The organism is Bordetella petrii (assembly GCF_017356245.1).
Classification (GTDB): Bacteria; Pseudomonadota; Gammaproteobacteria; order Burkholderiales; family Burkholderiaceae_B; genus Bordetella_A; species Bordetella_A petrii_D.
Genome location: NZ_JAFMZZ010000004.1, coordinates 1,100,038 through 1,113,421, shown reverse-complemented (window position 1 = coordinate 1,113,421; position 13,384 = coordinate 1,100,038). Strand labels below are relative to the sequence as shown.

Here is a 13,384-nt window from a genome sequence, read left to right as displayed (position 1 = left end):
TCATACAATGAAATCAACGGCGCCCCTGGCTGCGCAATTCTGGAACGTCCATGCCGATCGATCTGCAGGCGCTTCGTGCCGCCGCAACGCTACAGTGCGCTGGAGATTTCGGCGGCGATGGCCTGTATGACGCCGCCGAACCGCTGTTCGAGCTCGGCGCGGGACATGGCCGAGGTATGCACGACGATGTTCACGCTGGCGATGGGTTCGCTGTCGTGCACGATGGCGCAGCCCAGGGCGCGCCCGTTGCTCAGCGTCTCGGTGTCGGCCACTGCGTAGCCGCGTTCGCGCGCCGTGGCCAGGATCGTTGCGAGTTCGGTTTTCGCCCTGGCGGGTTCGAAGTCGGGGCCGGGCTGCGCGGCCAGCTTGAGCAGGTGATCCTGCAATACCGCCGGCGCCAGGGCGGCCAGGTAGGCGCGGCCCAGCGCCGTGCGCAGCACCGGCACGCGCGAGCCCGGCTTGCGATTGATCGCCAGTACGCCCGCTTTGCGGCTGGTGTTCAGGATGACCATGGCGTCGTTGTCGAAGACACCCAGTTCGATGGGCCAGCCCACGGTTTGCCGCTGGGCGTCAAGAATGGGCGATGCCACCGCAAGCAGCTGAGCCTGGGCGTCGTAGCCGTTGGCCAGCGTCAGCACTTTCGCGGTCACGGTGTATTTGCGGCCGTCGTCGCAGCGCTGCACATAGCCGGTATGGGCCAGTGTTTCGAGAATGCGCACGATGGTGGGCTTGGCTATGCCGGTATGGGCATGCAGTTGGCCGACGCTGACGGGCCCCTGCTCATTGAGGCATCGCAAGACCTCGAGGCCCCGCATCAACGCGACCACCGGTTCGTACGAGCCCATCTTTTCTTTTCCTATTGCTGCCTGCTTGAATCAACGTCCTTGGTGCGCGCAGTGCCGTGCCCAGGGAACCCTGGAGACTACGCATGATACCTTACCGAAAAGCCCTGGCCGCGCTGGTTTGCGTTGCCAGCCTGTGTGCCGGCAATACCGCGTCTGCGGCGCCGGATGCCTATCCGCAGCAGCCTGTGAAACTGATCGTGCCTTATGCTCCGGGCGGCGGCACCGACAGCATGGCGCGCGCCCTGGCGCGCAAGCTCAGCGATATCTGGCACCAGAAAGTCATCGTCGAGAACCGGCCGGGCGCCAGCGAATCGATCGCGGCGTCGGCGGTGGCGCGCTCTCCGGCCGATGGCTACACGCTGCTGTTCGCGTCGGATTCCACCTTCCAGCTCAACCCGCTGCTCTACAACCACCTGTCGTACGACCCGGACAAGGACCTGGTGCCGATCACCCGCTTCGCCGCCAGCCCGTTCGCGCTGTTCGTCAATGCCGATACGCCGGTGAAGACGTTCCAGGATTTCCTGGCGTACGCGCGCCAGCACAAGGGCAAGACGTTCTACGGATCGTATGGCGTGTCCAATTCGACCAACCTGGGCCTGTCCTGGCTGTCGAAGCAGTTCGACCTGGACATGGTGCATATTCCGTTCGCGGGCCAGGGGCCGGCCATGATCGCCCTGCTGGGCGGCGAGATCCAGATCCTGTTCGGCAATATCATCCCGTCGAGCATCGGATTCATCGACCAGGGCAAAGTCAGGGTGCTGGTGGTGTCCGGCGAGCAGCGCCTGCCCAACGCCCCCGATGTGCCGACTTTCCGGGAGCTGGGCTACGACAATCTCGATACCGGCTATACGCTGGGCCTGGCGGCCCCGACCGGGGTGGATCCGCAGATCCGGCAGCGCATCGCCGACGCCGTGAAGCAGGCGGTGGCCGATCCCGAACTGATCAAATACGCGGCCGAGACGTTGTCGATCAGACTGTTCGCGGAATCTTCCGGGCAGTACCGCGACTTCATTGCCGACAGCCGGCGCATACTGCAGCAGCGCATCGAGGCCGCCGGCGTGGGCAAGCTGGATTAGCCATCACGAACAGGAGCACGCATGAGCAGGCAATCTTCCTCCCGTCTGAACAACCCCGAAGACGCCCGGCACGTGGGCCGTCCGCCCTTTGCCGGGCAGGGCGCGCTGTCGCTGGTCGCGCGCCCGCAGGCGTTGCACTTCGACCCCGCCTCGACCGCGCTGGTAGTCGTGGACATGCAGAACGCCTACGTGTCCGCGGGAGGCTATATGGACCAGGCGGGCTTCGACATATCCCTGGCTGCCGCGGCAGTGGAAGGCACCCGGCAGGCGCTGGATACGGCCCGCGCGGCGGGCATCCAGGTCGTGTATCTGCAGAACGGCTGGGATGCGCAGTACGTCGAGGCGGGCGGGCCGGGTTCGCCCAACTGGCACAAGTCCAATGCCTTGCGCGTCATGCGGCAGCAGGCTGGCCTGGACGGCAAGCTGCTGAGCAAGGGCGGCTGGGACTATGCCCTGGTCGAAGCGCTGGCGCCGCAGGCCGGCGATATCGTGGTGGCCAAGACTCGCTACAGCGGCTTCTTCAATTCCACGCTCGACAGCCTGCTGCGCGCGCGCGGCGTGCGCACCCTGCTGTTCGCCGGCATTGCCACCAATGTCTGCGTCGAGTCGACCCTGCGCGATGCCTATCACTACGAGTATTTCTGCGCGTTGCTGGCCGACGCCACCACGCAAGCCGGCCCCGCGTTCACCCTGCAGGCCACCCTGTACAACGTCGAGACTTTCTTCGGCTGGGTCAGCGACGTCGCCAGCTTGGCCCAGGCGGTGCAGCACAAGCCGGCCTGAATCTTGTCGCCTTGCAACAACGGCCGCCTGCGGGTGGCTTTTTTTCTGACTTGCTTTTGATTTTGGTTAATTCGATAATTTCAGTAATTTCTGAAATCAAAGTAACCAAATATGCCGCTAAGCCCCCAGACTGAGCGTTTCGTACTGCACTTCGGCGAAATGGGCAGCCGCTGGGGCGTGAACCGCACGGTGGGGCAGATTTATGCCCTGCTGTTCCTGGCGCCGCAGCCGCTGCATGCCGATGACATTGCCGAGGCGCTGGGATTCTCGCGCTCGAACGTCAGCATGGGGCTGAAAGAGCTGCAGTCGTGGCGTCTGGTCAAGATGGTGCACCAGGTGGGCGACCGGCGCGATTACTTCGAGACGCCTCAAGACGTCTGGGAAATCTTCCGCATCCTGATGGAAGAGAAGCGCAGGCGCGAAATCGATCCCACCCTGACGCTGCTGCGCGACACACTGCTCGAGCAGCCGGCCGGGGCGCCCGAGGCCCATGCCCAGCAGCGCATGCGCGAGATGCTCGAACTGATCGAACTGTGCACCGGGTGGTTCGACGAGGTGCACCAGCTGCCGCCTGAAACGCTGCAAAGCCTGATGAAGCTGGGCACCAAGGTACAGAAAGTGTTGGGTTTTGCCGGCAAGCTGCGGGGCCGGGAATGACATCGCTGCATCAAAAGGAAGACATCGCTATGAAGCTGCCTGGGAGGCCCTTATCATGGGTTACCTGTCGCGTCGGCGCGCGCGCGCCATCGTGGTTTGCCGTTCTTTCCTAAGGAACCTCCCATGATCGATCTCGACGTCGTCAACCTGTCGCGCTTCCAGTTCGCGGCGACAGTGATGTATCACTTCATCTTCGTGCCGCTCACGCTTGGCCTGTCGTTCATCCTGGCCATCATGGAAAGCGTGTATGTCATGACCGGGCGCGACATCTGGCGCCGCATGACCATGTTCTGGGGCACCCTGTTCGGCATCAACTTCGCGCTGGGCGTGGCCACCGGCGTGGTCATGGAATTCCAGTTCGGCATGAACTGGTCGTACTACAGCCACTATGTGGGCGATGTGTTCGGCGCGCCGCTGGCGCTCGAAGGCCTGATGGCGTTCTTCCTGGAAGCCACCTTCGTCGGCCTGTTCTTCTTCGGCTGGAACCGCCTGTCCAAGGTCGGCCACCTGGCGGTGACCTGGCTGGTGGCCTTCGGCACCAACTTCTCGGCTCTGTGGATCCTGATCGCCAACGGATGGATGCAGAATCCGGTGGGGGCGGTGTTCAACCCCGACACCATGCGCATGGAAATGACGGATTTCGCGGCCGTGGTGCTCAACCCGGTGGCGCAGGCCAAGTTCGTGCACACGGTCAGCGCCGGCTACGTGGCCGGCGCCATGTTCGTGATGTCGATCAGCGCGTGGTACCTGCTGCGGCGCCGCCACGTCGACCTGGCCAAGCGCTCGATGGCGGTGGCGGCCAGCTTCGGCCTGGCTTCGGCGCTGTCGGTGGTAGTGCTGGGCGATGAAAGCGGCTATCTCACCACCGAACACCAGAAGATGAAGATCGCGGCCATCGAAGCCATGTGGCACACCGAACCCGCGCCCGCCAGCTTCAACCTGTTCGCCATTCCCAACCAGGCCGAGCGCAAGAACGATTTCGCCATCGAGATCCCCTACGTCATGGGCATTATCGGCACGCGTTCGCTGACCACGCCCCTGCTGGGCATCGACGACCTGGTGCGGCGCGCCGAAGTGCGCATCCGCGAGGGCCTGGTGGCCTATGAGGCCATGCAGCGCATCCGCGCCAATCCGGAAGACACCGAGGCGCGCATGACGCTCGACCGCACCTGGCCGGAACTGGGCTACGCGCTGCTGGTCAAGCGCCATCAGCCCGATCTCAGCAAGGCCACCGACGCCGATATCGCGCAGGCCGCGCAGGACACGATCCCGAATGTGGCGCCGCTGTTCTGGGCGTTCCGCATCATGGTGGCGGTGGGCATGTACCTGATCCTGTTCTTCGCGGTGGCCTTCTGGCTGGCCTCGCGCGGCCGGCTGGACAGTCGGCCGGCGTTGCTGAAGGTCGCCTTGTGGAGCCTGCCCCTGCCATGGGTGGCCATCGAGGCCGGCTGGTTCGTGGCCGAATACGGGCGCCAGCCGTGGGTCATCGAGGGCGTGCTGCCCACGTACTACGCCGCCTCCGGGCTCACGCTGGTCGACCTGGCCATCAGCCTGACGATCTTCCTGGTGCTGTACACGGTGTTGCTGGTGATCGGCGTGAAGGTCATGCTGCATGCCATCAAGGCCGGGCCCAAGTCCGACCGGCCCGCGCCGCCTCCGTCGCCGGCCGACCCGGTGGCCGCGGCTGTCGATGCCTATTGATCACGGAGCGCGCAAATGGAAAGCTTGATTCCTTTCGACTATGCCACCCTGCGGGTGATCTGGTGGGTGCTGCTGGGCGTGCTGCTGATCGCCTTCGCAGTGATGGACGGCTTCGACCTGGGCATCGCGGCATTGCTGCCGGTCGTGGCGCGCACCGATACCGAGCGGCGCGTGGTGATCAATGTGGTGGGCCCCGTCTGGGAAGGCAACCAGGTCTGGCTGATCACCGGCGGCGGCGCCATCTTTGCCGCATGGCCGCTGTTGTATGCCGCCTCGTTCTCGGGTTTCTACCTGGCGATGATGCTGGTGCTGGTGGCCCTGATCGTGCGGCCGGTGGGCTTCAAATACCGCAGCAAGATGGAAGGCACCCGCTGGCGCGGCACCTGGGACTACGTCCTGTGCGCGTCGGGCGTGGTGGCCGCGCTGGTGTTCGGCGTGGCCATGGGCAACCTGCTGGTGGGCGTGCCCTTCGGCTTCGACCCGGCCGTGCTGCGGCCCGAATACCACGGGCACTTTTACCAGCTGTTCAGTCCCTTCGCGCTGCTGGCGGGCCTGCTCAGCCTGGCGATGCTGGCCATGCACGGCGCGGTGCTGCTGGTCTGGCGCACCGACGGGGCGGTGGCGGCGCGCGCGCGCCGCGCCGGGCGCCTGGCGGCCCTGCTCACCGCGGCGCTGTTCGTGGCCGGCGGCTTCTGGGTGGCCTACGGCATCGATGGCCACATCATGACCGGAGTGGCCGATGGCATGGCGCCGTCCAACCCGCTGCTCAAGAACGTGGTGGCGCAGCCGGGCGCGTGGATGGCCAACTTCGCCAAGTGGCCGCTGGCCTGGATCGCCCCGGCGCTGGGCGTGGGCGGGGCCCTGCTGGTCGCGGCCATGCTGGGCCGGCGCATGCAGGGCCTGATGTTCATCGTGTCGTCGCTGGCCGTGGCGGGCATCATCCTGACCGCCGGCCTGGCGCTGTTCCCGTTCCTGATGCCGTCCTCGACCGACCCCCGCTTCGGCCTGACCGTCTGGGATGCGTCGTCCAGCCGGCTGACACTGTGGATCATGCTGCTGTCCACGGCGTTTTTCCTGCCCATCATCACGCTGTACACCGCGTGGGTGTACCGCGTGATGCGCGGCAAGGTCACCAGCGAGTCGGTCGACGGCACGCCCAATTCTTATTAGGGAGTTTTCACGCATGTGGTATTTCTCGTGGATTCTCGGCCTGAGCCTGGCCTGCGCATTCGCCATCCTGAACGCCATGTGGTTCGAGCTGCGCGAAGGCGGCGAGCACGATCCCGCCAAGTCGCCCGGCGACGCGTGAGCAGTACGCCGGGCCTGGCGCCCGATTCCGCGGCCGCGCGGGGCCCGGCGCAGCGCGAGCATTCGCGCTGGCTGGCCGCGCAGGCGCGCGTGGTGCGCGCCCCGCTGGCGCTGGCGGCGGCCGCCCCCTTGCTGGGCGGCGCCTTGCTGCTTATCCAGGCCTGGCTGCTGGCCCGGGTGCTCGATGCGGCGATTGCGGGCCACGCGCCGCGCGCCGGCCTGGCGCCGGCCATCGGGGCAATTGCCGTGCTGATCCTGGCGCGCGCCGGGCTGGCCTGGCTGGGCGAGCGGGCCGGCGCGCGGGCCGCCGAGGCCATCAAGCAGCGCCTGCGGCTGGCCTTGTTCGACCGCCTGCTGGCGCGCGGGCCGGCCTGGTCGCGCGCCCGGGTGTCGGGCGAACTGGCCAGCGCCATGGTCGACCAGGTCGAGGCGCTGGACGGCTTTTTCTCGCGCTACCTGCCCGCCGCCGTGGCGGCGGCGGTGCTGCCGCTGGCCTTTGCCGCCGTGCTGCTGCCGTTCGACTGGATCGCGGGCTTGCTGCTGCTGGTGACCGCGCCGCTGATTCCGCTGTTCATGGCCCTGGTGGGTTGGGGCGCCGAAGCCGCCAGCCGGCGCCACCTGCGGGCCTTTGCGCGCCTGTCGGGCTTCTTTGCCGACCGCCTGCGCGGCCTGTCGACCCTGAAACTGTACGGCCGCGCCGAGGCCGAGGCGCAGTCGGTGGCGCTGGCCAGCGACACCGTGCGGCGGCGCACGATGGCAGTGCTGCGCATCGCCTTCCTGTCGTCCGCCGTGCTGGAGTTCTTTGCCGCGCTGGGCGTGGCCGGCATGGCGGTGTACTTCGGCCTGACCTACCTGGGCTTCCTGGACCTGCGCAGTTCGCCGCTGACCCTGCACGTGGGCTTCTTCTGCCTGTTGATGGCGCCCGAGGCCTATGCGCCGCTGCGGCAATTCGCCGCGCACTATCACGACCGTGCCGCCGCCCGCGCGGCCGTATCCCAGATTGCCGCGGCCTTCGACGGCTTGCCGGACCTGGCCCGCGCGGGGGGCGATGCTGCTGGCGGGCGTCAGCCCCCTGACACAGACGCGCCTGCCGTCCAAGCAACATCGTTCGCCGCCACCCTGGATGTGCAAGGCCTGACCGTGCGCGCCGCTGGCCGGCCGGCCGCGGTGCTGGACGATGCGCAGCTGAGGCTCGAGGCCGGCACGCATGCGGCCCTGATGGGGCCCAGCGGCAGCGGCAAGACCACGCTGCTGGAAACGCTGTGCCGGCTGCGCGCCGGGGCGGGCGCAGTCAGCCTGGATGGCGTGCCGTTGGTCGATTGGGACGAGGCCGCCCTGCGGCAGCGGGTGGCGCTGGTTGGCCAGCGCCCGTACCTGTTTGCCGGCAGCATTGCCGACAACATTCGCCTGGGCCGGCCGGACGCCACCGATGCGCAGGTGCGCGCGGCCGCGCGCCGCGCCTGCGTGTGCGAGTTCACGCAGGCCCTGCCGGCCGGGCTGGATACCCGGCTGGGCAGCCGCGGCGCGGGCCTGTCGGGCGGGCAGGCCCAGCGGGTGGCGCTGGCGCGCCTGTTCCTGCGCGATCCGGGCCTGATCCTGCTGGACGAGCCCACTTCCCATCTGGACGAGGCCACGCAGACGCGTGTGCTGGACGAGATTCTGGCGTTCGCGCAGGGGCGCACGCTGCTGCTGGCCACGCACGCGCAGGCCGTGGCGCGGCGCCTGCCGCAGACCGTGCGCCTGGCGCATGGCAAGCTGGACCGGGCATGAGGGCGCTGCTGCACCTGTTGCCGCTGTACCGGCGCCGAGCTGGCGGGCTGCTGGCCGCGTTGCTGCTGGCGCTGCTGACGATCGCCGCCGGTGTCGGCCTGCTGGGCGTGTCGGGCTGGTTTCTCAGCGCCGCGGCGCTGGCCGGCGCCGGCTCGGTGTTCAATCTGTTCGTGCCGTCGGCCCTGGTGCGCCTGCTGTCGTTCGCGCGCATCGCGGCGCGCTATGCCGAGCGCCTGGTGGGCCATGCGGCCACGCTGCGCCTGTTGACCGACTTGCGCGCCAGCGTATTCGACGTGCTGGTGGCCTTGACGCCGCGGCAATTGGCGCGCTACCGCGCCGGCGACCTGGTGGCGCGGTTGACCGGCGATGTCGATGCGCTGGACACGGTTTTCCTGCATGTGCTGGCCCCCATGGCGACCGCCGGACTGGGCGCCGCGCTGCTGGCCGCCGTAGTTGGCCATTGGGTGCCCGCCGCCGGCTGGACCCTGGCCTGGGCCATGTTGGCCGCCTGTCTGCTGGTGCCCGTCTGGCTGGCGTGGGCGACGCGCCGGCCCGGCCAGGCCATGCAGCACAGCCACGCCGATTTGCGGGCGGCCACGCTGGAAGCCGTGGAAGGGCATGCCGACCTGATGGCCTGGCATGCCGCCGCGCAGGTCCGCCAGGCCTACGCCGGGCATTGCGCCCATGCCGCGCGTGCGCGCGAAGCGCAGGTCAGGGCGGCCGCCGGCGGCCTGTGGATGCTGCAGGCGCTGGCCGGCGCCAGCCTGGTGGCGATGCTGTGGTTCGGGCTGGACGCCCTGCGGCAGCAGCGCCTGGACGGGCCGCTGCTGGCCGGCCTGTTGCTGGCCGTGATCGGCGTGTTCGAAGTGGCGGGCCCGCTGATGCGGGGCGCCGCCCGGCTGGGGGGCGCCATTGCAGCCGCGCAACGCATCCGGGCGCTTGCCCGCCTGGCGCCCGACCAGCGCGACCCGGCCGCGCCGCAGCCGCTGCCCGCGTTGGGCGCCATCGAATTCCGGTCGGTGCGGTTCGCCTATCCGACGGCGGCCGGCGAGCCCGGCCCGCCCGTGCTCGACGACGCCAGCCTGCGCATCGAACCGGGCGAGCACGTGGCCATCGCGGGCCCCAGCGGCGCCGGCAAATCCACGCTGCTGCATCTGCTGCTGCGCCTGGAAGATCCGCAGGCCGGCAGCGTGTGTTTCGGCGGCGTGGATGTGCGCCAGGCAGAACAGGCGCAGCTGCATCGGCGGGTGGCCTGGCTGGCGCAGGACGCACCGGTGTTTCTGGGCACTTTGCGCACCAATCTGCTGATCGGCGATCCCGGCGCCGACGATGCCGCGCTGTGGCGGGCGCTGGATGCCGCGGGGCTGGGGGATTTCGTGCGCGGCCTGCCCGACGGCCTGGACACCTGGGCCGGCGAAACCGGCGCCAGCCTGTCGGTGGGCCAGGCGCGCCGCCTGTGCCTGGCGCGGGCGCTGCTGGCGCCCGCGCCGGTGCTGGCGCTGGACGAGCCCACCGCCGGGCTGGACGAGGCCGCGCAGGCGGCGTTCTTCAGCGACCTGGCGCGGGCCGCGCGCGGCCGCACGGTGGTGCTGGTTACCCACGCGGCCTTGCCGCCGGGCGCGGTGCACCGCTGCCTGGCCTTGCGCGGCGGCCGCCTGGCGGCCGTTGATCTGGCTTAACCGCCATCGCACGGTTATAGTTCGCCTTGCTTTATTCTTCCCGGGGCGTGCCCATGCAGACCGACACCGCCGAACTCATCCGGCGCACCATCCGCAGCGTCCCCGACTGGCCCCGCCCCGGCGTGGTGTTCCGCGACATCACCCCGCTGCTGCAAGACCCGCGCACCTTCCGCGTCCTGATCGACCTGTTCGTCTACCGCTATATGCGCCAGCGCCTCGACCTGGTGGCCGGCGTGGACGCGCGCGGCTTCATCATCGGCAGCGTGCTGGCCTATGAGCTGAACCTGGGTTTCGTGCCGGTGCGCAAGCAGGGCAAGCTGCCGTACCGCACCGTGGCCGAGTCCTACACCCTGGAATACGGCAATTCGTCCGTGGAAATGCACACCGACTCGGTGCGCACCGGCCAGCGCGTGCTGCTGGTCGACGACCTGATCGCCACTGGCGGCACCATGCTGGCCGCCATCAAGCTGCTGCAGCGGCTGGGTGCCAACGTGGTGGAAGCCGCCGCCATCATCGACCTGCCCGAGCTGGGCGGTTCGGGCAAAGTCGCCACCACCGGCACGCCGCTGTTCACGGTGTGCAGCTACGACAGCGCCGAATAGTCCGCGTACCGCCAGCCGCGCCTAGGCGGCTTCGCTCATGGCCCACGAGCCGGGCTCGGTCAGCCGCGGCTGGATGAAATCGAGAAAGGCCCGCGTCTTGGCGGGAATGGTGCGCGACGGCATCAGCGCAAACAGCGGAATGGGCGTCAGGCTCCAGTCGGGCAGCACCGGCACCAGCCCCTTGCTGCGGATCGGCTGGCCGATCGTGTCGAATACCAGCAGCGGCGCAATGCCCAGGCCCTGGCTGGCCAGACGCGACAGAATGCCGACGTTGTTGGCCGCCAGGCGGCCCGACACCGAGACGCGCTCGATTTTTTCGCCCGAGTGCAGCACCCAGTACGAAAACGCCTCGCTCATGGCCGGACGCAGGCATTCGTGATGGCCCAGGTCGGAGGGCACGCGGGGCACGCCATGCAGCGCCAGGTACTGCGGCGAGGCATACAGGCGGTGTTCCATCAGCATGATCTGGCGCGCCACCAGGCTGGAGTCCGGCTGGCGGCCAAAGCGCAGCACCAGGTCGAACGGGTTGCTGATGGGGTCGATGTGCTGCATGTTAAGGTCGAAGTCGCACTCGATATCGGGGTGCTGCGCGCGGAACTCCTGGATCACGGCCGGCAGGAACAGCTGCGCCAGGCTCGACGGCATGGATACGCGCAGGCGGCCCTTGGGCTGGGCGGCCATGTCCAGCAGCTGGTCATGCGCCACCCGGGCCTCTTCGACAATGGGGCGGCATCGCTCGAAATACATCAGGCCGGCTTCGGTGAGCTCGATGCGCCGGGTGCTGCGGTTCAGCAGCTTCATGCCGATGTTCTGCTCAAGCTCGCTGACGCGCCGCGACAGGGTCGAGGCGGGCATGTTCAGGGCTTCGGCCGCGTGGCTGAAGTTCTTGCGCTTGGCGACTTCGACAAAGAGCGCGATGTCGTTGAGCTGGATGTCCATGGGGGATTCGGGGGCGATTCGTCTGTCTGATGGAGAAGATATCTCATCACGAGGAAGATATTGTTCGCCAAAAATGGAAAAGTCTGTTCCAGCGCCGCATGCCGGAGTTCGCCAAACGGACGGCGCCGGGTGCATCCAAGGGGCAGTATCATGAAAGCGCTGCCGGCCGCCCCGATGGCCGCAACCCTCACGGTGACAGGAATGTCCGCTCACGCCGAAGGTAAAACCCGCGCCCAGGTGCGCGCCGAACTCGCCGCCGCCAAGCAGGCCGGCGAAGTGTCGTTCGGCGAACTGGACTACCCGCCGGCCCGGCCGGCGGCCACGCACAAGACTCGCGCGCAGGTGCGCGCCGAACTCGACCAGGCCCGCGCGGCCGGCGAGCTCAGTTCGGGCGAGCTGGATTATCCGCCCGAACAGCCTCCCGCCACCCACAAGACGCGCGCCGAAGTGCGCGCCGAACTGGCGGCCGCCAAGGCCGCCGGCGAAGTCAGCTTCGGCGACCTCGACTACCCGCCCGACGGTCGCTGAACCTGTCGGGGCCGGCGCGCCGGATTCCTATAAGCGTTGTTGAATTGCAACGTCGACGTTGATGGCGGGCAAGTCGCCAGCGGCGGCGCCGGCCGTGCGCGGCCCGGCGGAAATCCGCGTCGCGCCTGGGCGGCGCGAACACCAAGGGCCGAGGTGCAAGGCTTTACCTTCATTTTTGAAAAACAACTCTCCAAATTCGTGGTTAATCCCTATTGCGCTTGGAAAGATACTTTTACCTGTGCATGCGCCGTCCGGCCTCGCCTCGGGCCAGCCAGGTAGCGCATGGCCTTTCCTGTCACTCTGCTTTAGGAAAACTCATCATGAAAAAAACGCTACTGGCCGTCGCGCTGGCTGCCGGCTTTGCAGGCGTGGCCCAAGCCGAGACCTCGGTTACGCTGTACGGGCTGATTGACGCAGGTATCGGTTACAACCAAGTCAAGGGCTCCAATGGCGACAAAGCCAGCCGTATCGGCGCTGTCGACGGCGTGAACAGCGGCTCGCGTTTCGGTCTGCGCGGCACTGAAGACCTGGGCGATGGCCTGAAGGCTGTCTTCACCCTGGAAGGCGGTTTCTCGCCCAACAACGGTGAGTCCTCGCAAGGCGGCCGCCTGTTTGGCCGTCAAGCCACCGTTGGCCTGCAAAGCGACAGCTGGGGCCGACTGGACTTCGGCCGTCAAACCAACCTGGCCTCCAAGTACTTCGCCGGCATCGACCCTTCGGGCATCAGCTACGACCAGGCCACTATGGGCACGTCGTTCAGCTCGGCCAACACCGTCCGTCTGGACAACATGGTGCTGTACCAAACCCCGTCGTTCTCGGGCTTCAAGTTCGGCGTCGGCTACTCGTTCAATGCTGACGACACCACCGCCACCGGTGGCGGCTTCCGCACCAACAACAACAACCGTGTTCTGACGGTTGGCGGCCGCTACCAAAATGGCCCGCTGGATGTGGCCCTGTCGTACGACAATTTCCGTCCGGACAGCAGCCGTACCAAAGGCCAATACGACACCGACAACGTTCAGTCGTACATCATCGGCGCTGCCTACGACTTCGAAGTGGTCAAGGTCTCGGCCGCGTTCGGCCAGACGTTTGACGGCTGGTTCGTCGGCACCAACATCGATGGCCTGGAAGACGTCGACGGCACGGGTCTGGGCAGCTGGAAACTGGCTGACGGCTCGCGCGTCAATTCGTACCTGCTGGGCATCAGCGCCCCGATCGGCGGCGCCAGCAACATCTGGGCTTCCTGGCAGCGTGCCGACGTCAACAACAGCCGTCTGGCTGGCGACGACGCCACGAGCAACACGTTCAGCCTGGGTTACACCTACGACCTGAGCAAGCGTACCAACCTGTACGCGATGGGCTCGTACGGCGACAACTGGGCATTCCAGGAAGACCAGCGCAGCACCGCTGTGGCGGTCGGCTTGCGCCACCGGTTCTAAGCGCGTCGTACGTCCGGCGCGGGTTGCCGAATGCACGGGTTGTCTCCGCTACCCGTC

Annotated in this window: 13 protein-coding genes; 11 read left to right on the top strand and 2 right to left on the bottom strand. The window is 67.6% G+C overall.

All coding sequences use genetic code 11. The features are described from left to right. Window positions 1–89 precede the first annotated feature (89 nt). Complete coding sequence (locus J2P76_RS23345) at window positions 90–845, bottom strand: IclR family transcriptional regulator domain-containing protein (RefSeq protein WP_207410504.1); 756 nt, start codon at window positions 843–845, stop codon at window positions 90–92. 83 nt (window positions 846–928) lie between these two features. On the opposite strand from J2P76_RS23345, the gene J2P76_RS23340 reads away from it, so the two are divergent. From J2P76_RS23340 to J2P76_RS23300, 9 genes are all read left to right on the top strand, one after another. Continuing rightward, entirely contained in the window at window positions 929–1,921 is a 993-nt protein-coding gene (locus tag J2P76_RS23340) for a Bug family tripartite tricarboxylate transporter substrate binding protein (protein ID WP_207410503.1), read from the top strand. A gap of 21 nt (window positions 1,922–1,942) precedes the next feature. After that, window positions 1,943–2,704, top strand: a complete 762-nt coding sequence (locus J2P76_RS23335; RefSeq protein WP_207410501.1) for an isochorismatase family protein — start codon at window positions 1,943–1,945, stop codon at window positions 2,702–2,704. A 111-nt stretch (window positions 2,705–2,815) separates the two neighbouring features. Further along, window positions 2,816–3,361, top strand: coding sequence for a GbsR/MarR family transcriptional regulator (locus J2P76_RS23330; RefSeq protein ID WP_207410499.1), 546 nt, complete (start codon window positions 2,816–2,818; stop codon window positions 3,359–3,361). A 123-nt stretch (window positions 3,362–3,484) separates the two neighbouring features. Further along, on the top strand, window positions 3,485–5,062 hold the full coding sequence (locus J2P76_RS23325) for a cytochrome ubiquinol oxidase subunit I (protein WP_207410497.1): 1,578 nt from the start codon (window positions 3,485–3,487) through the stop codon (window positions 5,060–5,062). A 15-nt stretch (window positions 5,063–5,077) separates the two neighbouring features. Next, a complete protein-coding gene (cydB, locus tag J2P76_RS23320) occupies window positions 5,078–6,232 on the top strand; it encodes a cytochrome d ubiquinol oxidase subunit II (protein ID WP_207410495.1) in 1,155 nt (384 codons plus the stop codon). A 13-nt stretch (window positions 6,233–6,245) separates the two neighbouring features. Next, window positions 6,246–6,371, top strand: coding sequence for a cytochrome bd-I oxidase subunit CydX (cydX, locus tag J2P76_RS23315; protein ID WP_207410492.1), 126 nt, complete (start codon window positions 6,246–6,248; stop codon window positions 6,369–6,371). Continuing rightward, window positions 6,368–8,140 (top strand): thiol reductant ABC exporter subunit CydD, encoded by a 1,773-nt coding sequence (gene cydD / locus J2P76_RS23310; protein WP_207410484.1) that lies wholly within the window; start codon window positions 6,368–6,370, stop codon window positions 8,138–8,140. Before cydX ends, cydD begins: the two co-directional genes overlap by 4 nt. After that, window positions 8,137–9,819, top strand: coding sequence for a thiol reductant ABC exporter subunit CydC (gene cydC, locus J2P76_RS23305; protein ID WP_207410482.1), 1,683 nt, complete (start codon window positions 8,137–8,139; stop codon window positions 9,817–9,819). Before cydD ends, cydC begins: the two co-directional genes overlap by 4 nt. A gap of 53 nt (window positions 9,820–9,872) precedes the next feature. After that, complete coding sequence (locus J2P76_RS23300) at window positions 9,873–10,421, top strand: adenine phosphoribosyltransferase (protein ID WP_207410481.1); 549 nt, start codon at window positions 9,873–9,875, stop codon at window positions 10,419–10,421. A 21-nt stretch (window positions 10,422–10,442) separates the two neighbouring features. Here J2P76_RS23300 and J2P76_RS23295 read toward each other — a convergent pair whose 3' ends face one another. Then, the gene (locus J2P76_RS23295; RefSeq protein WP_207410479.1) at window positions 10,443–11,360 is read right to left on the bottom strand and encodes a LysR family transcriptional regulator; all 918 of its coding nucleotides are present in this window, start codon (window positions 11,358–11,360) and stop codon (window positions 10,443–10,445) included. Between the two features lie 150 nt (window positions 11,361–11,510). Between J2P76_RS23295 and J2P76_RS23290 the strand changes: the two genes are divergently transcribed. After that, on the top strand, window positions 11,511–11,888 hold the full coding sequence (locus tag J2P76_RS23290) for a DUF4148 domain-containing protein (protein ID WP_207410478.1): 378 nt from the start codon (window positions 11,511–11,513) through the stop codon (window positions 11,886–11,888). Window positions 11,889–12,208: 320 nt separating this feature from the next. Continuing rightward, on the top strand, window positions 12,209–13,327 hold the full coding sequence (locus tag J2P76_RS23285; protein WP_207410477.1) for a porin: 1,119 nt from the start codon (window positions 12,209–12,211) through the stop codon (window positions 13,325–13,327). The last annotated feature ends 57 nt before the right edge of the window (window positions 13,328–13,384 follow it).